The organism is Burkholderia sp. WSM2232, assembly GCF_000472545.1.
Classification (GTDB): domain Bacteria; phylum Pseudomonadota; class Gammaproteobacteria; order Burkholderiales; family Burkholderiaceae; genus Paraburkholderia.
This window is the reverse complement of the sequence record NZ_AWZV01000049.1, coordinates 1-19660: the sequence shown is the minus strand read 5'-3', so window position 1 is coordinate 19660 and position 19660 is coordinate 1. Positions and strand designations below refer to the sequence as shown.

The 19660-nt window shown below is 56.5% G+C and carries 15 protein-coding genes; all 15 read right to left on the bottom strand.

Features of this window, described 5'->3' with window-relative positions; genetic code table 11:
* On the bottom strand, positions 1–372 hold a 372-nt coding region (locus tag F757_RS0128875), incomplete at its 3' end, for a contractile injection system protein, VgrG/Pvc8 family (protein WP_027214406.1).
* Positions 373–1238: 866 nt separating this feature from the next.
* On the bottom strand, positions 1239–2282 hold the full coding sequence (tssG, locus tag F757_RS0128870; protein WP_051376895.1) for a type VI secretion system baseplate subunit TssG: 1044 nt from the start codon (positions 2280–2282) through the stop codon (positions 1239–1241).
* An 89-nt stretch (positions 2283–2371) separates the two neighbouring features.
* The gene (gene tssF, locus F757_RS0128865; RefSeq protein WP_027214404.1) at positions 2372–4171 is read right to left on the bottom strand and encodes a type VI secretion system baseplate subunit TssF; all 1800 of its coding nucleotides are present in this window, start codon (positions 4169–4171) and stop codon (positions 2372–2374) included.
* A 68-nt stretch (positions 4172–4239) separates the two neighbouring features.
* Positions 4240–7380: an ImcF-related family protein gene (locus F757_RS0128860; RefSeq protein ID WP_232221479.1), complete on the bottom strand. Its 3141-nt coding sequence runs from the start codon at positions 7378–7380 to the stop codon at positions 4240–4242.
* A 440-nt stretch (positions 7381–7820) separates the two neighbouring features.
* Positions 7821–9413 (bottom strand): hypothetical protein, encoded by a 1593-nt coding sequence (locus F757_RS0128855; RefSeq protein ID WP_156923769.1) that lies wholly within the window; start codon positions 9411–9413, stop codon positions 7821–7823.
* Positions 9400–9702: a hypothetical protein gene (locus tag F757_RS35965; protein ID WP_156923767.1), complete on the bottom strand. Its 303-nt coding sequence runs from the start codon at positions 9700–9702 to the stop codon at positions 9400–9402. Before F757_RS35965 ends, F757_RS0128855 begins: the two co-directional genes overlap by 14 nt.
* A gap of 303 nt (positions 9703–10005) precedes the next feature.
* The gene (locus F757_RS0128850; RefSeq protein ID WP_156923765.1) at positions 10006–10539 is read right to left on the bottom strand and encodes a hypothetical protein; all 534 of its coding nucleotides are present in this window, start codon (positions 10537–10539) and stop codon (positions 10006–10008) included.
* 108 nt (positions 10540–10647) lie between these two features.
* Complete coding sequence (locus F757_RS0128845) at positions 10648–11505, bottom strand: hypothetical protein (RefSeq protein ID WP_027214400.1); 858 nt, start codon at positions 11503–11505, stop codon at positions 10648–10650.
* A 131-nt stretch (positions 11506–11636) separates the two neighbouring features.
* Positions 11637–12629: a hypothetical protein gene (locus tag F757_RS35960; RefSeq protein WP_156923763.1), complete on the bottom strand. Its 993-nt coding sequence runs from the start codon at positions 12627–12629 to the stop codon at positions 11637–11639.
* Positions 12630–12792: 163 nt separating this feature from the next.
* On the bottom strand, positions 12793–13572 hold the full coding sequence (locus tag F757_RS0128835) for a hypothetical protein (protein WP_027214398.1): 780 nt from the start codon (positions 13570–13572) through the stop codon (positions 12793–12795).
* A 2-nt stretch (positions 13573–13574) separates the two neighbouring features.
* On the bottom strand, positions 13575–14375 hold the full coding sequence (locus F757_RS34760; protein ID WP_156923761.1) for a lysozyme inhibitor LprI family protein: 801 nt from the start codon (positions 14373–14375) through the stop codon (positions 13575–13577).
* 230 nt (positions 14376–14605) lie between these two features.
* Entirely contained in the window at positions 14606–14998 is a 393-nt protein-coding gene (locus F757_RS35955) for a hypothetical protein (protein WP_156923759.1), read from the bottom strand.
* 410 nt (positions 14999–15408) lie between these two features.
* Positions 15409–16371, bottom strand: coding sequence for a hypothetical protein (locus tag F757_RS35950; protein ID WP_156923757.1), 963 nt, complete (start codon positions 16369–16371; stop codon positions 15409–15411).
* Positions 16368–19070, bottom strand: coding sequence for a lytic transglycosylase domain-containing protein (locus F757_RS34300; protein WP_198021451.1), 2703 nt, complete (start codon positions 19068–19070; stop codon positions 16368–16370). The genes F757_RS35950 and F757_RS34300 overlap by 4 nt, the downstream gene beginning before the upstream one ends.
* Positions 19071–19238: 168 nt before the next feature.
* Positions 19239–19660 (bottom strand): DUF2345 domain-containing protein (locus tag F757_RS34295; protein ID WP_035467586.1); only part of this gene is annotated, 422 nt, incomplete at its 5' end.

The following is a 19660-nucleotide window of genomic DNA, read 5'->3' as shown; positions in this document are numbered from 1 at the left end:
GCGGAGGATTTCCCGGATGATCTGCGGTGTGCTCAGGTGCTGGAAGGTCTGCGTGTTCGTGACAGCCTGGAGTCGTCCGACATGCGACTTCAACACGATCTCGTACCGGGTGAAATCCTTCGTGGTCTGCACCGTCGAGAAGCGTTCGATGTAACCCGAGAACTTTCGCACCGTGCCGGTGTAGGGCCTGATCGTGAACACCGCATCGCGGCTCAGGTAGTCCGCGCGCGCGAGCTGCTGCGGATGGGTCAGCACGATGCGCACTTCATTCGGCTCTCCCATCTTTTCGGTTGCCTCGAACGACACGACCGAGAGCGCGGCAGCGCTGCCGGTGCCCGGCACATCCAGAAAATACGCCTGCTGTCCCGTCATGCTGTGGATTAACGGATCAGACTCTGCCACTCCCCGCTCCCTGAAAAAAGACCAGTGACACAGCATTTCGCTGCGGAATTGCTAATTGACCATTCAATACTAATCAGGTTAACTTAATTAATTTGAGACAGACGATTCTTGACGCAGCTTTACAAAAAACATGGTGGTCAGTTTTTAACGCATAAGAATGGACTTGGTCAGGTGCCTTCCCGCAGTGAGGCGTCACTTTGCAACTCTTCCATCATCGAAGCGGGGCGGGCGCGGGAGACCCCGGGCGGCTGGCGCTTCATCGCACGCATGCCGGACCGCGGCAAGCGTTACGCGCGGTCACACTCCGGGCGGCGTTTCACGCGACGCTCCTTTAAGCAGGCAGCGGAGCGCAAGTCAACGCTGAGTGCTTGGCTCGGTATGCACTCGGCCGGACAGGCCGCAGCCCTCATTCCAGTATGAGGCCGTGATTCGCAGCGCCGGGGTTATGGAGCGACCCTTCGCCGATGCCATGCAAAGCATTTCCCCCGCCATGTTCGCCGCAAAAACACCTGCCGTGTCCCGTGTCAGGCATGGCAGAAGCTATCCACACAATCTGTTCGCAAACCTGTGGACAACGTTCGCATAGCCAACGTAACTGGTTGACGCAACGGCCCAAATGGCGCCCGGTCGATGTATGGGCAGCGCAGGGGTGGCGGAAGTTGGCTTGATCAACAGACGCGTTCGCGGGCAACTTCCAGTCTCGTGCCGATGGAGGATGCGCGGTTGTCCACATAATTTGTTCATAGACCTGTGGACAACATGCGCATAGTCGAGGCAAGTGCTTGACGTTGTGGATGAATCTGCTGGCGGTGCGGGAGGCGGCAGAGCGCGACTCTTCATGCGCCCGCTTGTTCTGCTCCGTTCCAGCGGCCCAACTGGACGCGGGTCATGCGAGTCGTACTGTTTCGCGCGTCAGCTACCGGCGCTTCCAGCTGCGCGGTAAAACCCAGGCTTGTCTGACGCGGCTCGAGCGTGGGCCTCGGCATGAGGTCCGCGCGCACATGCATCTCCAGGTCGGCCTCGCTCTCGTAGCCGAGATAAAAGCGCAGCAACGTCATGATCTCGCGATGGTCCGGTTGCCCCGGAACGAGCGACAGTACCGTTTCGCGCGAAGCCGGCGTAATCACCACCCGAACTACGTTGGCGCGATCGTAGAAGCCGCGACCGAGCAGGCACTGCTCACCTAGCGCCGAACGTTCGAAGTCAGTGACCTCGCGCCAGGCCGGATGAAATTCCTCAACCGTGATCGTGGCGTCCGGCACCGCATGCCGCAGCACGCCTGCGAGGCCTTCGGCCGTGCGCGTCTTCTGCATGGCGAGTCCGAGCATCGACAGCAGCCGGCGCTTATCCGCTAGGCTTGCGAGCCTGCGACGCGCGCCCCCGGAGTTCGGCTCTTCACCCGGTGCACCCGCAGGCAGGTCGCGGACAGGGACGGCTCCGCGGCTCGGCGCGCTGAACCCGAACCCGGCGAAGCTCAGCAAATAACGCGACACGGGATCCGTGCCGTCTTTCCTGAAGCCGACGGGGTACCGGTACTTGCGCGCGACGCGGTAGAACTGCGTGACGATGCGGTGGTGGAAGATGTCGAGAAACGCCGACAACGGCTCCGCCCCATCGCGATGCTGCGCCACTTCGTCGATGAAATAGGCGGGCATACGTGCATCGACGCCGTAGAGCCCGAGGAACGTCGTTACCACCGAGGGCGGGCCGGCGGGATTGTCGATCTCGTATCTGACCGCATCGATCTCACGGCCAGGAAAGCCCAGCCGCGCACGAGAGCGGAACCGCACCGGATCCGCAGCCGGAGAATCCGTCGTTCCCAGAGACGGCCGGTCGGGAGCGGCCAATTCGAGCAGTTCGCAGAAGCGAATGAAGTTCATCCGCGTCGCTTCATCGAACAGCGCGGGCAGCAGGGGCGCGGTGTTCGCCGGAGCAACCGCAGGCGTCGGCGTCGGCGTCGCGCGTGCGTTCAAAACGGCGCCCCTTCGCCCTTCGTTTCGGGCCATTCGATACGGCGTCCAGTTGGCTGCGCCACGATAACGAGCTTCGTATAGAGGTTCAACGTCGCATAAAGTGCAACGAAGCGGTTAAGCATGCTGCCAAAGAGCTCGAGGTCTCCGTCGCCGGCGAAGCGCCCCGAATCCAGCGTGACGGTGATTTCCACGCCGCGCATGAGTCCGCCCTTCACCAGCTTGCTGAGCGGCCTGTGCCGAACGTCGCTGATTGCGTTGATTCTCCGGCTGTTGAGTTCGCCCTCCGTCCAGTCATAGAGCGCGAGTGAGCCGCGCAGGATTTCGGCGTCGAGCAGCGACAGGTAGTTCGGCGCAAGATGGGAAAGCACGCGCCAGTGGTATCGGTCGCCGGTGGGCGGATAGACCGGAAGCGTGGGCGCCGTGAGGTTGCGTACTGCGCCGATGTTGGTGAACCCGCCGCGCATGCGTGTAATACCCGCTTCGCGCAGCGCCTTGCGCGGCAGCATGCCGTTCGTGCCGGTCACCGATAGCGTGAGCGTTTCGGTGGGCAGTGTGTCCTCCTGATCCCATGCATGGCCGCCGAGTACGATCCACGTATCGAAACGACCGGACGGTCCGCGCCGCATGCGGGTGTGGTAGTAGCGCTCAGGCATGTCATGGCGCAGCATGCCGCCACGATGTTTGAACGCGGCGAACGGCACGTACTCGAAGCGCCGGCCGCGCTCGAAATACTCGACGCCGTCTACCGAATAAATGTCGATCAGCGAACCATGCTCGGTCCGCGCACGCACCCGGTACTCGGTCTCGTGCTGCGTGACCGTGAGCGGATCCGCGCCTACTGCGAAAAGGTTGATGACCGGCGTGCAATATAGGCGGACGTTGTCCGCACTGAAGCGCATTTCGTCCGGATAGGGACGCTCGAGCACGATCTCCACGTCAACCGATGTAGCCGACGCAGGAATCGCTTGCAGGTCGAGCCCGAACAGGTCGACGAACATGAACTTTTCTGGGAACGTAAAGTACTCCAGCAGTAGCTGGTAGCCGCCAAACGCATTGTCTGCCTTCGGCCAGAGACGTTCTTCTGCAGCGAACCCCGCCGGCGCCAGACGAAGACCCGGCAGCGCGACGGGCGCACCCGGCCGGTCTTCGGGCCAACCTGGCACGCGCACCTGCATCGCCACCGGCTTTGCAGTGAGTGCGGCATAAAGGGCGAGCGCGACGGGGCGGTCCGCGTTCAGGTACAGGCGCAGGCGCGGCACCTGAAGGCGCCCGCGTTCGGTTTGCGTCTGGATATCGAGGCGCAGGCGAATGACGGAGCGCCCGTCCTCGCGCGCATAGACGCCAGCTTCGCTCAAGGCCAGCGGGTATAAGTCGACCGGTTGAGTAGTGCGATAAACACACTCGGTCGACACAGTGCCATCGCCCACCGGGTCGGAGGTGGCCTCCAAACCGGGTTCGAGGGTTTCGTGCTTTTGCAGTGCGCCTCTTTCCGGGATCAGCTCCAGAATGGCCAGCGACGGAATCATGCGCAGGTAGTGCGGCCACAGCATGCTGACCAGTCCCTCAGTCAGCTCGGGCAGTTCGTCGTCAAGCTTGTGGCGCAGGCGTCCCACCAGAAACGCAAAGCCCTCAAAGAGCCGCTCGATATGCGGATCACGCTCGCCTACACGGTCAAGGTCCAGCTCGCGCGCACGATCGGGGAACGCCTGCGCGAACTCCTTACCCGCTTCGCGCAGGTAGCGCATTTCTGCCTCGTAATAGCGCAGGATCTCGTTATCTCGGGTAGGGTCTGTCATGGTACTGACTCTTTGTCGGGCTATGCATCAGGCTTCGGGACGATCGCATCGCGTATCACATGGATGGATCACTCCGGCACCTTTCCCTGCGGGATGGGCACGGACGCATGTCTTGCGGCTGCGAGAGCTGCCTTGGGCAACGGCGGCGGTCCGCTCGATTTCGGCGCTTTCGCGCCAGGCGCCGCGGGCTCCATGAAGATACGAGTGGGCAACGCAAAGCCCCTAAGCGCAAGCAACTCCAACGGACCCTTGCCGACGTCGGTACGCAGCAGATAGCGCAATGGGCGAGTCATACTCAAGGGCGCGAGCGCGCGTGGCTCTTGCGCAGTCAGTGCCGCAGGGTCCGCACCGTCCTCCACCTTCTTGAGGATGGCCTTCACCTCCGGATTCTCAGGTCGGGCCTGCCACGTCAGTTGATACGTGGCGCTATCGACCGGCTCGACACTCGCGTGCTCGAGCATGCGCAGGAATGCCCAGCGCCCGCCGTATTCAAACGTGCGGTTGGTGCCCGCCGTTTCCGTCTGCCATTCGATCCGTGTGCCGGCGCTTTGCGGATCGCGCGACGGCCATGTCATGGTGTGCCACGTCTGCGCCTGGTTGTAGTAGTGAAGCGGTTGGGAGTCGACCGTAAGCAGCGTATCCGTGATACCGGGTGTGGGCACGGGCTCAAGCGCGAACATGTACTGCGGCTCGCCCTGCGCGAGCAGGTGGCCGGCAATCTGCTGCAACGTATTGATGGCCTTGAGGAACGCGGGATCAAAGGCCCGCGTCGTACCACTCGCGCCTGTTCCGACTGACGCTGCGACCCATTGATCGCCCTGCAGTTGCAACGCGCCTGCCAGCTGGGTAGCCAGGAAAGTGTTGATGAGGCCGCCCTGAGGACGCACGAAGCGCGCGAACTCGGGCAGCGACGCATCGTTGGTCGTGCTCGCAAACGGATAGCGCCCGGCAAACGAGCGATTCCATGCAGCAACGATGGTCTGCCGCCATGCATCGTTCAGGCTTGCCTGCGCCGGCCGCAGCACGGTCTGAGTAGCCTGTTCGATCGGCTGCACGAAAAGCGCGCTGCCCATGCCGGCCCATTGTTCACCCAGACTTGCCGCGACCAGTTGGGCGTAAGACAGCGTATCCGAAAGCTCCGATCCCTTGCCCTGGAAGAGCCCCTGCGCAACCTGGCGCGCCAGTTCGTCGGGGTCGGCGCTGTCGCTGATCTGCTGCAGCTTCAGCCGCAACGTGGTCACGCGCTCAGTGAAACGTTCCATGCTCATGTCGCCGCCGGCCGCAGGTGCTGCGGCACCGTTGCCCGCCACGCCGACCAGCCTCAGCACCGGCCCGAACGATGCGTCTAGCGGTCCAGCCGGAACGGCCTGCGCAGCCTGCGGCGCGTCGTCTTTCTTGCCAAACAGGTTCTGTGCTTTCGTGACCAGTGCATCCGAAAGCGAGGCCTGCTGCGCGCCAGTCGCGCCCTGCCAGGCAAGCGTTTTCATTAGCGCAATAAGCGGCGACTGCCGGCCATCGGCGATAACCTTGAGTTGCCCCACCGCAGCCGGCAAAGTGGATGCAGCTTCGCACCGTATGCTGTTCATGAAGTCCTGCCAGTGCTCGGCGTAGTCGGAGAAGTAGTGAGCACGCAGGGCGGTGCGGAGGGCATCGGGCGTCATTGCCCCGCCAGCCTGGGATTCACCGCTGTTGCCGAGAACCCAGTTGCCCTCTACGCCGTTGTGTTTCGCGGCAGCCTCGATCGCTGCCTCGACCGAGCCCTCCCAGGCTTGACGCGTGAAGACGCCGGATACTGTCGCCGACGTCGAGAAAAGACCGCGCGTGTCGGTGCCGGCCGTAAGCGACGCGAGCGTCTGGTCCGGATACTTGTGGCCGACCGAATCGAGAATTTCCTGGTAGATCGTGTCTTCCGAATTCTTTACGCCAATTATCGCAAGCAGCGTCAGACGCGCGTTGCCCACGAGATCCTCACGCGGCTGGATGCGCCAGTCGCGATGCGCCGGCAGGTGCTCCGCCCAGAAGGCCATCAGTTGCGTGGACAAATCGAGCTTCTCGCCTGGCGGCAGACCGGTGTCGATGTTCCAGTGATGCGCAAGCTGCGGCGTCATGACGGCGGCGTCGGCACGTTGCGGGTCGGCCATCATGAGATAAGTCTTGAGTGCCTGCTGCCCATCCTGCGCCACCTGGCTGATTTGCGCGCCAACCTGGGCGGTCGACATCTGCCCGAGATCGACCAGCTGACCTTCGATGTCCTGCTGAACCGGCGCCACCAGCAGCGGCTTTGCGGCACGCGCGTAAGGCGTCCACAGCGCATTGAGCATGGCCCGGTCGTGGTTCAGACCAAAACGGGTAAGCAGGGGCGTGTGCTCGCGAACGCGCGCTTCAGGCGCCGCGATGCGCTGCTGGAGTCCGTGCAGCGCGCGCAGACGACCGGCAGTGTCGCTCGCGCGGTCTAGCGCCTGCAAGGACTCTTTCGTGAGCATCACTTGGTGTGCGTTGTTCATGCCGGAGACGAGCATGCCGGCGCTCCACAGGCCGATGACGGCGAGCGCGATCGTGGACACGATCGTCAGCGGATTGGAGAATGTCCGTCGTCCCGGCGTGTGGCCTGCGGCGGCCGCGAGATAGCGCCATAACGGCAGGCGGGAGCTTTCCGCGAAGCCCGATGTCGTGGCGCCTGAGAGGGCCAGCGGAGCGAAAAAGACACCCCCGATCGGCAATGCTCGCCGCTGCCAGTCAGCGAGGCTCGTGATCCAGCGTGCGAGCGGCGTCGCGCGGGTGTCGAGTCGGCGCGATAGCCCGAACGTGTAGCTGTCGTTGCCATTGAGGGCAAGCTGGTGCACGCTGCGGTCGGCCATTCTGTCGCGCAGGTCGAGCAACGCGGCCTCAATGGCAGACGCATTGAGCGGGCGAGTGAATTCGCAGCCCGTTACCGGCGAGTCGATGTGGTGCACGGAATCCGTGCCCGCGACGTCCACCACATACACTGGCGGGGACCAGCGCAGAAGCTCGACGATATGCGCGAGGTGAAGTCCCCAAGTGTTTTTGCTGCGTGCGGGATTCGGTAGCTCGGTGTTGCCGTCGAGCAGGAGCGCAATCGCCTCCAGCGGCTGGATGCAGCGCAACCGACGGATCTGGCGCAGCCAGCTTTCGTCGAGACGACCGTCGGTCCCCAAACCGCCCCAGATAAGAACGGCGTCGTCTGTCATTATCGAGCCGTCTGCGGCCAGTTCCGGCATCAGAGCCGTGACCGTTGCTGCGTCGCCGGCAACTAGTATCCAGGGTTGTGCGGGGGCGAAGCGATACCAGCGCTTCTGCTTCAGGTGAGATCGCAGTTGCCTCGCCCACGTTTCGAGTTGCTCCGCGCGACTCTTTGCGGCGTCAGCGGCAGGATCGGTCTTTTCCGGCGGTTCGCTGCCCTCCTTTTTGGATGTCTGCTGGATCCCGCTCCGCATCCGTCTGCGTCGATAAAGAGCAAAGCCGAGTGCGCTGATGATTCCCAATGCAAGGGGAACGAGCAGCGCTAGATTTCGGGTTGACCAGGCGAGCAGATCTTTTGAGTCAATTGTGAAGGCAAGCAGCAACACCACGACGACGGCCAAGCCGAGAATCACCATACCCCCGCCCAAGATACGTACCTTTTCGTTCTTCAAGCTGGTGTTTCCTTCTTAGGCAGGGGTGACAGAGTGCACAGGTACAGTGATTCAGATGCTGGCTCGCGCCAGCCGACAAGTTGCGGGCCGCTTCCGCGCATTGCTTCCATTGCAATTGCGAGTGCAATCCAGCCGCTCGCGGGCCCAGGTAATCCCAGCGACTTGTCGAGCAGGCGTTCATCTGCCGAGTCGTTCGCGCCCGCTGTGAGAGCTGAACGGATGGCGGTCGACTCGGCCTCCTCGCAGCGGGTAAACCACGCAAGTTCCAAGCGTTCCGCCGTTATCTGATAGTCCTTTATCTGCGAAAGACCGATTTGCAGCGTATCGCGCGGGCTGGTCATAGGGCGGAAGATAAAGCCCGCTTGCGCCGCGTCTGGCGAGGTCAAGAACGCCGCAGCGCCTTCGCTGAATTCGTGCTGCTGCTTGTCTTCATCGTCTGCCCACAGTTGAGCTGCGATCACAAGCCGAGTGGCCGAATCGACGAGGTCCACGTGCCGGGTGATCCAGTCAACACCGTTTTTTGCTGACTGCACGTCGACATGGAAGGTCGTTTGCGGGATCAAGCGCGTAAAAATGCGCAGCAGCTGTGCGGTCCAATCTTGATCATGTGCGAGCGATGCGTCGTCCAGCATCAGCGTGACGAAGACTTCTTTATGGAGTCGAAGCTTGTCGGCAAAACGCCGGGCTATGAGATGCAACAAGCGAGCGCATCGGAATGCCGTGCCACGATCTTTGGTCCAGTCGAAAGTTACGCTTCGGCCGTTGTTGGTGGGTAGATCGTCTTTCGCTTCTGCGAAGCAGGCAATTTCAGATGTAGCGGCAGGGAAGGCTGCCGCCTCGATGACGCACAAGTGACGGCGAGTCCATCCGCGCCACATGGTTTTAAGCCGGACTTGGTTCCGTTCGGTTTCCTCTGCATTCGTTTGGTCCTTTTCCCACCGGTCCACCCTGTAGCCGAACGTCAGCAAGCACGTGATGAACGGAGCGCCAACCAGCGTGCACCAGAACTGATAGGTGTTGGTCGGCTTACCTTGTGGCCAGAAGAACAATACGGCAGCCACCGCAGCCAATGCGAGCGCGACGAGTGCCGGCAGCCAGAAACGCACGGAAATAGGCTCGGGATACTCGACCTTCTTGAAATCAGGAATAGGCCAGGACATCGGGGAAATTTTTGGCGACGGTGTTGTGTGCTTTTCTTGATGGAGTTGCTGTCGGGAATATTGTGGGGTTGCGCAATTCGGTCCGCAGTATTTCTCTCGGCGCTGTTCTCCAAGAACGGCGCGGCGTTTTCGAATCGCAGCAGAAGCCTTAAATCGATATTCAGTACGCCTACCATTCAGCATACCATCGTATGCCCGCGCTGAGATTTTGGGATACCTCTCGATTTTGTGGAGCGGAGAATCAGAAATTTCGCGCGGTAAAGACGGATATTTCCTGCGATGCGTTAGGAGGAAGTGCATTAAACAAAGATGCCTGTCGTCACATTCCACGCGCAGACGCTGCTCAATAAACGGCACTGCTCGATTGAGAGCATATTTGCCTATCGGGATGCCCTTGCCGAGCGTGCGGGCAACGCTAGTCTGCGCCACTGCAATAGTGCGTCAGTTTCGGGTTCGAATTGGGCGGGCCATACTTCTTCGTTTTGGGATCGAATCCGATCGTGAGGGTCCGCTCCTGCGTATCGCCGATACTCTCGCTATAGCAATCACGAGTAACGCGGAGTTTTAGCCAACCGGTTGTACGGTCCATCGCATCGGGCTTTACTGTGGTGAAAAGATCATCTCCAACCTGTACATAACTTCCATCGCGGCACTGAGCAAATAGCATGAAATGCATAACTTCGTCGTTTCCGTATCCCGCCGAAAAGTCTTTGATCACGTAATCATGCAGATTGTCAGTATTTAAGTGAAGACGGCTATGCACAAAAGTCTTGCCGTACGTGTTCGTATAGAAGCAATCTCCAGCACCCTCGGCGGGACATACACTTACCAGACTGTTGTGGTACTCCTTGATCTAAAATTGCCGGCTCCGGTTTTGGTGCAATCGCCACTTATACCGGCCGCCGCCTGGCTCGCAGGGGCAGCGAGGCTAAATGCAACGAGAAATACAGTGGAAAGGAAACTAAGACGGTTCATGTTGATGAAAATTGTGCTCATGAAAAATCTACCACTTGCACACCGTTCATTTGCTCAGGCTTTTTTTGATTGCAGTGGCGCTTTTGAAGGGGAAATTGACAATCTTTCCTTCGTGCTTTCCAGCGAATCCAGATCCATATAGATTCGAAAGTTTTATGTTTTCCGAAAAAACGACGTTTCCCGCCCGGCTTTTTATCGCGTTATACGCGTGTACCTCATAGTAGTCACCTTCCGTGTTGACTCCGGACAGGTAATACCGCCATTTCACTATCGCAAACAATACTTTACTGCGGCCAACCGTGGCTGCGAAAATGCTGACTAGTTCTGGAAGCGCCGGACCGTCTTGGTTGAATGCGGCAATTTGGATAGCGTGCCCTTCCTTTGTAATAAGCTGGATTAAGAGTTTTTGAGGGACTTCGTCAATGTGGCTTACCCCAATCCAGTCGGGCACAGAAAGAAAGCCAATGGGCATCTTGTCGGGTGCGGGCAGTTCGACAGGCGCTGCCGCATGTGCCGCAATCGATCGCAGCATCATCAACCAAGCTATAACCTTTATGGAACAATGAAGTGTTCTGATCATCGTCTCTTCGCCTCATAATTCTTTCATTCGCCACGTTGTGCGAAGATCCTTCTCCCGGCCGGGAAAGTAGAAACATATTTCGCGCAAATCAGCAAAGGTACGTTGCGGCTATTTGCATATCGTTAAATCTTTGCACCTTACCCACTTGGTGGTCGATCTGTTTTGTTTTGAGACGTATTTGATCAGATACCAAAGACCGTTCGAATCGTCAAAGTCGAGCAGTTGAACTTTGTCTCCTTTGACAAGATATAGTTTGGTCATGGAAGTATCCGATGCCGCTGAGTACAGCCCAGCCCGTTCAGCCCTCACAGACGAGACGATTGGCCGGCGTTCGACATACTTTCTCTCATTGGTGACCAATAGCTTCGCGGACAGTTGTCCGTCATGGTAGACGGAACGCGTGATCTGATCGCATCCAACGCACCCGTCACTCACAATGAGCTGATAGGCACCATCTCTGATCTGGTAGACATCTTCATACTGCTTTGAATCGAGCTTGTACGAACTGATTAAGCGGCGGCCTTCGACTTTGTAGTTGCAGATATCTCTACCGTGGCCAACAAAACTTATAGCCGAAAAGGCATGTGTCGCTCGGTTGAATGAAAAGAACTTTGAGCATCCACCCGCGCTCGTTGCTACCAGTTTCTCATCGCCATCCCTATAGATATCAACTAAATAAAAATTTTCGTACCCTTCATCGATCACTTTCTTGAATTCCGCAGTCGACGTGATGTTTTTGCAAACCGACTTTGCGTTGCATAACCGAATCTTGTCGGCAGCATAAATAGACGGCAAGTTATCTTTTGCTTGACCCGAGGATGCTGGGAGCGGCGCGATAACAGCGATAGAAAGGAATCCACGAAACAATAGCTGACATAAAGAATGTGCGACAGGGCGACCGGCGGTGAAAGGGTAGATGCTCACCCTTTTGCCATCTTTCTTCGAACCGTCGGACGTCTGCATCATTTCGCTCAATATAGCCCCGAAAGCCGCCAAGTTCACCGCCAGCTCATAAGTTTTTCCGTCTACGGTGCCCGACCACGTCGCCAGCTTTTGCCACTAATCCCTGATGGGCTAAGCTTGGTCGCAGGATCAATCTACTTGACTCGAAACACTTTCCCAGGCGGCGCAGACGTCCAAATACCATTTAGATTTAATAAATCCGGATCCAAATTAAATAAACCACTAATCTCTTTATTTGCAGCCAGTTCCAATAAATTCAAAGAATCTTTTTGCGCAACTCCGAACAGATCAATCTGACCGGACCCGTTATCATAGACGTAAGTTCCGGAGGCACATTTTCCGCTTTTATAGACGGAGTATTGGATTTGATACTTTCCGATGGCACCCGTTTTAAAAGCTGCGCCTCCCTGCTTCTTGGACGAGATCATACATTCCAAGTTGTTAGTATGTAAAATTACACGTTCATTGGACGCTCCAATAAAAGCAAATTCTCCGCCTGACGATCCACCTGGGATAAATTCGTAACCCAGCACCGAAAATATCCTTTCACCGCTTGTGTTGAATGCGATGGTAGTCTCCTTAGATGGCTCTGGATACCCTTGCTTTGCACACAACGCGATACGGTAGCTCCCGTATTCAATGCCTGTTGGAGTCGGGCAGTCCGTGGACATTACATTCCGAAGCCAATTCAAGCCCGCTCGATATTTAAGCAGGTGCGCTTCGCTAATCGTGGCTTCTGGGTCAAATTGGCGCAGTGGCGTCAAAGCACACGCCGCACCCACCGATCGATTCCCATCGTTTGAGTCAAAAACAGATTTGTAGACGCAATCCGTATACGGCACTCCGTCCTTTTCAAGGATGGGCACAGTCAGCGAGTATTTATCTCGCGACCCTTCTGTAGCTATTCTGATGACGGGTGTTCCCGTTGTCGACTTCTCGACGTCCGTTGAGATGGCAGCATTGCTGACTAAAACATTCGAAAACTGTCCGAGGCTCTTTTTCCCGCTATACAGAAACAAAACCCCATTTTTCTTGATGAAAGTCAGCGGCAATGCCATCGTAGACGAAGATGGCCAAACAAACAGGGTTAAACCGAAAATCGCCGGACCCATAATCTTTCCCAGCATTTGAATGCCACGCGAACCTAGCCGAAAAAAGTACATTATCTATTTTGTCGTTAATTTCATGCCGCCAAACTTGCATCTGGCTAGTTGACAACCTCTCGATTTTTTTCGAGCCGATGGACATCCATAGATTGACGGTCCGCGATCCCAAATCGGGGCAAAATTTTCAATTAATCGCTCCCTGCAGATATTTGGGAATTTCATAAGAAGTGCCATTGAATCTTAAGATATAATCATGGGTCATTAATGGCAACTTAGTTAGTGTGCATTGCGTCCCAGCCCTTTTAAAACGAGTGCGATTTTTCTTCACGCGTACACGTAGATCAAAGTGCCCGTTGTTCATGGTTTTCAGCACGTCGAGAGTGGAGGAGCTCATAATTCCAGAGAAATCGCAGCCCGCCCCCCCTTCACCATTATCAGAGCTCATCACCAGAGCATCGACAACCTTCCTAAGGCGCCCCTGTTCTAAAGCATACATGCTCATCAATTCTTCGCGAACAGGGACGGCCGACGAATGGTTCTGTCTCTGTGTGCGCACACCAAACGCGAGATTTCCGGGCGATATTGCGTAGTTTGCTGTATCAACAGAGATTGCGTTGGGCTCAATGGCGTCTACCACCATTAACTGTCTATCGTTAATGGCGCCAACGACATTCCCGGTTCTTTCACTAACCACAGCCGCAACCATGCCAAAATATCGTTGGCTGTCGGTCCTGGTTTGGTAGACGTACGGCTTGACAACAAGCCCATACTCCGGTTTCTGGGACCAAGCTTTACATGCGGGCGACACGTATTGAAAATCGACAACAGACGTCGCTCCTGGATTCTCGATCGATGTCTTAATGTCTCTTTGCAACGCATCAAGCACCGTGTTCTCGGCGATGGAACAGGCAAGGACTCCTCTTGCCACCATCAGAACAGCCACCAGAGCGAGCAACAGTTTCATTCTTATCGCGTTGCAGACTGGGTTGACAATTCGTCCAACCGCTTCTTCATAGATGCAATAATGCAGATCTTGTCCGCGTGGCATCTATTTCGCGCGATCAACCAAGATCTCTGGTCGCGTGTGACAGAGCCGTCGGCGTTGCCGGCGCTTTTATTTTGAGAGAGCGCCAATTTGTATGCTGCCCATACGCTGCGATCAAATGCGGATAACTGAACCGAATGACATATCTCGAATTCGGTTGCACTGTTCGCCTTCGAGCAGTCGAACGACGGACGTGGTTTCTGCTTTTCAGTCATGCGACCCAGGACGAGGATTGTTTCGTCGTACCATCGCAACATGATCCGATTCGCATCGACACTGAATAACCAAGACCCCTCCGGACCACCCTCCGCGCCGAGATCGGCATTCCACAAGCCGCCGTCACAGTAGATCTGTACGACTTGCACCGACTTTTGCCCGTTATCAATATCGTATGACTTTGCACCTGCCTGCTTTGCGGGGTATCCATACCCCGCCATGCTTTTGCTAATCAGCTCGTCGAGGTGCATGTGGAATATCTTAGCGGTGGGCTTCAAACACCGAAGGCTCTCCGCGGTATCATTTTCAAATTTGGCAGGCGCGAAGGTAAATATTCGCCCAACGATGCGGGGATCATTCCATGCATAGAGCGGCGTACGCGATGCATCCGCATTTATATGAACTTCAGTTACTTGCCACTTTCCGAGCATGGATTCGGGCAATTCGCTGGAAAAAACCACTGGCGCCCAAAATATTAATGCATAAATTAAGAGACGATGAATCATTTTAAACATTTCCCTCGTCACGCAGTCAAGTGACGTTGCCACTTACCTGGGCAGTGGTTGACTATTGAACTCGCACTGACCATGCATGTGATGACAACACATTGCAAATAATATTTGCGGCGCGCGCAAACAAAACAGTCCGACAGACAACTTCAATACGACCTTATCAAAAACTCAATAATCATGCAGATTCACTTCATCCGAGCATCAGGGCGTAAAGCGCTATGTCCCTAGTGGTTTCTCAAAACGTTTCGCCAAATGGATAACAAATAGCTTTTGTCGCGTTTTGAGACTGGCGCCAGCCAGTAATTACGGTCGCCCGCAAGAACTTTACCGCTATTCCGGTAAACAGAAAATCGCTCATTTTCGTAGGTTATGTAACCAATTTCATAGCAGTACGGGAAACTGTCGTTGTGAGGATGCTTGAAAAGTAAAACAAATGTGCTTTGCTCTAACTTTTCTTTTTTCGGCCCACCGCATAACTTCGTACCGCCAAAACGGTCTGGTATGTCGGCACCCGCCGCCACCTTCGCAATGAAAGATTTGGACACGAAACGACCAGTGGTGAAAGCGTAAACGTTTGTCCTTCTGCTATCGATCAGCCAGTTTGTATTGGATTCCATCGCACAGTCGCAAGGACATTGCAAAATCATTTGGTCCGCGTCCGTTTTCTTCCAAAATGCAAAAAAATGCGGGGAATCACAAAGCGTTGAATAGGACCCATCGGTCAGTATGGCACTGCAATCGTCACCATCACACGACACATTCTCACGTGTTTGACTTGCTGCAGACGCGACTGGATACGTATTAAGAATGACCAATATGATCGCGACGGATGCTAGTCGTTTAAAGTTGAAAAACATTTTGCCTTGCCAAGATATTTAAGCCTGCAGAACGCAGTTTATCTCGCGCCGCGGGATGTCTCACCTGAGGCAGCATGAGCACCTGCTGCTGGGATTCCAACACCGTCTGCAACGGCCCTGACGGGACGCCTTTGTCCGGTGCAAACCGCCGGAGGTCTGCATCTTCCGACTCAATAGATCCGAGAGGCTATAAAGAAGTCGTGCGTCTTGCCGGACGTGAAAGAATGCCATTTCCCCACAAAGGCGTCTCTTAAACCACTACCTTCAAACGTCGCCGACCCCTCGCTATTTTGCTTCACCGCAGGCGGTGATTCGCGCAAATAGAGTCTTCCGCGCAGATATTTACCGACCAGTTCAATCCGCTCTCCTTTGCCAACATAAACATAACTTCCGGTAACCTCATAAGGTTTCTCGGTGTTATGAAGGACGCCGTCGATCCAGAGATCTTTATCGACCCACCCGCCATAACGTCCGAAAGATTCGCTCCCAGACTTGCAATTCTTTAGGCATAGCAATGCTCCTGCGTCCGGCTCATCAGCGCCCGGAAAAAAATAAACCGCATCTTGCTTTGACGTCGGTCCGTAAACCGGGATTGCGACGACCAAGCCGCGTTTTCTAGCTACCTGAGTGATTGCGCTCTTTCCTTCATCCCGGAACTCCGGTTGCCGCCTGCCTCCGCACAGTGCCATTTGTGCAGCATCAAACGGGGAGTATTGCTGCTCCATAAGAGCGTCGCCTCTACATTCATACCCAAGCCAGTAGACCTTTGACGTTTTCATAGCAAAACTTCTTGACAAAGAAATCACCCGCTCTGCGCGGGGAGAAGACCCGGTAGCATAGGTGACTAGAAGTAAGTCCCAGTTCTTTGAAGACGTTGTATTACTGCGCTCGACGATGTAGTGTATTCCAGATCTCAGTAATAAATAACTATCGGAGATTGTCTGCCTGAACGGCTTTTCAAAAATTTTTTTATGCGATGTTGAATCCCTTAGATAGCCATCGCTATCCAAAATGATGGCGCAATCGGACTTTTCGTCGCAGACTGTGATGTCCGAAAGTTGATAGGGCGTCGCTGCTCGCACCGTTACAGCGATCGACAGTGCGAGAAAAATCGAGAGGAAAAGTTTTTTCATCGCGTCGCGTCGATCAATTGTTCAAACTTTTTGGCGTAGAACGCAAACTGACTGGCCTTGTCGCTGCCATTAATGATTGCGCGCGCACCGACGTAATCTGGCGTTTCAGAATCGAGGAAGTCAGACAACCTTGCCCCAGAAAACGTGCCGTCGCGCATACCGCACATCATTATCTGCACAGCGAGCGGTAATTCCAGAACCTTATCTGGATTTTGAACTAAATCGGTACCGGCTACTCCATTGAACCTACGGTATGCTTTTTTAAAGGTCAGCTGGACAAGGCCGCGCCCCCGGTACTTGTAACCGTCACCGATCGATGTATTTTCATTACTTATAGCCCTGTTCTTGTGAGTTAAGGTCGCGGTGGGGCCGCATCCATAATTTGCCTCTGCATCTGCGTAAGATATCGACTCGGTGAAAGGTCCAAAGAAAATACCATTATGCCAGTCGTATGACTCGACACGAGCAGTGGAAAGCATATATGCCAGATATGAGGTTTTACACTCGGAGAAGGTCGACGGATACTGTCGCATCATTTCAATCAACAACATTTTCAGGTTGTGTTCAGATTGTTCGTTTAGCGGATTAATGTTGATGTGACGACCATGTCCATCAAACCATCCGAATTCGGTGGCGTGTAGGGCTTTATACTTTGCGCAAAAAGCATCAATGTTTATGCAAGTACAACTCGACGAAAAATTCCCCACCAAACCCACCGGATGAATATGATTCACCACCGGACTAGACGGAAACCCCTCCACCTTCCCCTTCACCGATTCCCACCACTGAAGCTTCCTGATTCGCTCCAGCTCGCATTTCCAGTTCTCGGCTGCATTGCGCATCAGCGGAGTCAGCGCTTCCCAGCGGCTCATGCCGCCGCCCCATTCGCTCTCATATTTGAGAATGACATGCCCCAGCTCGCTTGCAAGCCATCGACGCCCCAGTGCCTGCCGCAGCTTCACTGCCGTCACGACTACACGGCCATCCTTGCCTGGTTGTTCCGGCGTACCATTTGGCGACGGCAGACGGCTTACAGTCTGCTCGAGCCTCGATAACAGTGCGCTGTTACCCACCGCCTCAGTGGATGGTGCAAACGCCTTCTGTTCTTTCGGGTCCGCGGAGCCGGTGACTGAAAGATTGCGTCTGAATGCGTCGGTGAGGTTGATCCCCGTAGCGTCTACGATTTCAAAGCCCGGCCACGCCCATGGACTCTCCCAGTGCGTACCGGGGTGAGCGCCACTGCCATCGGACTGCTTCCCGCCGCACACCCAGCCCATGCCCGTTTGTCCGGCGCCCGTACCGACCTCGAGGCGCCACCAGGTGACCCCCTTGTCGTCGATTGCAATGTTCCCATCGCCCAGTGCGTTCAACTGCGCACGCGGGTAGGTCACCGGGTCCGCATTGACCGGTGACGCCGCCTGACTCAATCGCAACGGGAACGATTTCCAGGCCGGCAGTCCATTCGGTGAATCGAGTGCACCTAACCCCGAGCGCGCGATCCAGACGGGACTCTGATATTGCTGTGGATGACCGGGCGCACCGCTAATCCAGGGCTGCACATGCACCCACGGTCCGGTCTTGGGGCTGGTTGCTGTGACGGTAAGTCTGGCAAGCGACACTGTGCCGCCGAGAGTGAGATCTGGGTCGGCCGGTTTCGCCACAAGCCTGGTTCCGGCCGGGATAACAAAGATGGTCCGGTCCGCAGGAGGCAGCTGCGCAGCACGCGCACGACTCCTGTCGATAAAGGCTTTGAGCGTTTCATCGGCGAAAACCTCGACATGTACCAGCTGTCGGCTCGGCGAAGGCGGAAGGGGCGTCGACGTTTCGTAGTCGACATATTCGCCTGGCTGGCCCAGCAGCGTACCGGCCTTCACCGGAATCGGCTCGAACTGCGGATGAGTCATCACCGTGCCCACGCCTGTGGGCTCTTTCACGGCCTGCTGGTCGTGCAGGTATATCCAGCCCCAGTCTCCTTCCGCCGTGCGTGCCGTTCCGGTCTGCGTGGCGAGGCCGGGCATAGGAGCTTCGCCTGGCGTTGCCTCCTCACTGACCCCGTCCGGCAACTGCCACGGCGCCTGCGGCCCGTCTTCCCAGCCGAAGTAATCCCCGGCTCTGGCAGCGATCATTGTTCCCGAGGTGATCTGCCTGATATGCCCCCACGGCCCGCGTGTTTCGCCAATTGTGACCTCGCTGCCTTCCGGCAGGAAACCCACGTGTTGCCCTGGAGTGAACTTGTTCTTCTTGCCGGGCTTCGGAGCGGTGTAGACGAACGCACCCTTTGTGCCGCCTCCAGTCTGCGTATCTTTGCCGCCGATCCGGAACGCATCCACGCCTGGCCACCAGCCTGGCCGCGCGAGCTTTCCGTCCAGCAGATAGGTACTCCAGTCAGCCATGTGCATGTACAGGCTGAAGAAGGTCAGCGTCTCGTCGGCTGGCTGGGCGGCCGTACTGCCTGGCGCGCGCGGCATGGTCATCCTGTGCCGGACCAGTACGAAACCCGTCGAATACCAGGCCCAGCGGCGCGTCTGCGTGTAGTGCAGATGCGGGTAAGTATCGTCAATCCGGTACGCGACGATTTCGCCATCCGCGATCACCTGCACACCTCTCGACTGGTCCAGACGCGACGAGGAGGCGCTGCCAAAGTGAACGCCGCCATGCGGAAAGCCATTCACACCAAGCGGGAAGAACCCGTCGCTCATGGCGCCCAACGCGCCGTAAAAGGTCTGCGGATCTGCGCCTGCTCTGGCGTCCTTTGCAGGGAACGGATACTGCCAGCTCAGTGACGGCGCAGGCTGGGTTGCAGCAGAAGTGCTCTGCCCAGTTGTCGGGGGATTTTGTGTTGAGGCCATATTGCAGATGAAGTGAGGTTAGCCGGAGAACCTGGAGCTATGTCCGACTACGTCGGCGAGGTCGTTAGGCGCGGGCAGCTTTGAGGACGTCCGCATCGACGCCGCCCGCTTCTTCTGGATCGTGATGACCTTGAAGAACAGGTCTGCCGGACCGCCGAGCGTGATGTTCCCGTCTTTAAACTGGATGAATGCGCCGCCGCATTCGAGAGTCAATTCCTTCGCAGCCGCAATCGTGACCTTTCCGTTCACACTCGCCACCGACACATCCTGGTCTGCAAACAGCGACATCGCATCGCTCTGAGCCTGAATCTCGACGGGGCCCTTCGCTGCAAATATCCTGATGCCGAGCTTCTGGGCAAACAGCGAGATCTTCTCGCCCGCGGCGACCGTGAAGCGTTTGACCACGCTCCAGTCGGCGTTCTTCCCCGCAACCGCCGAAA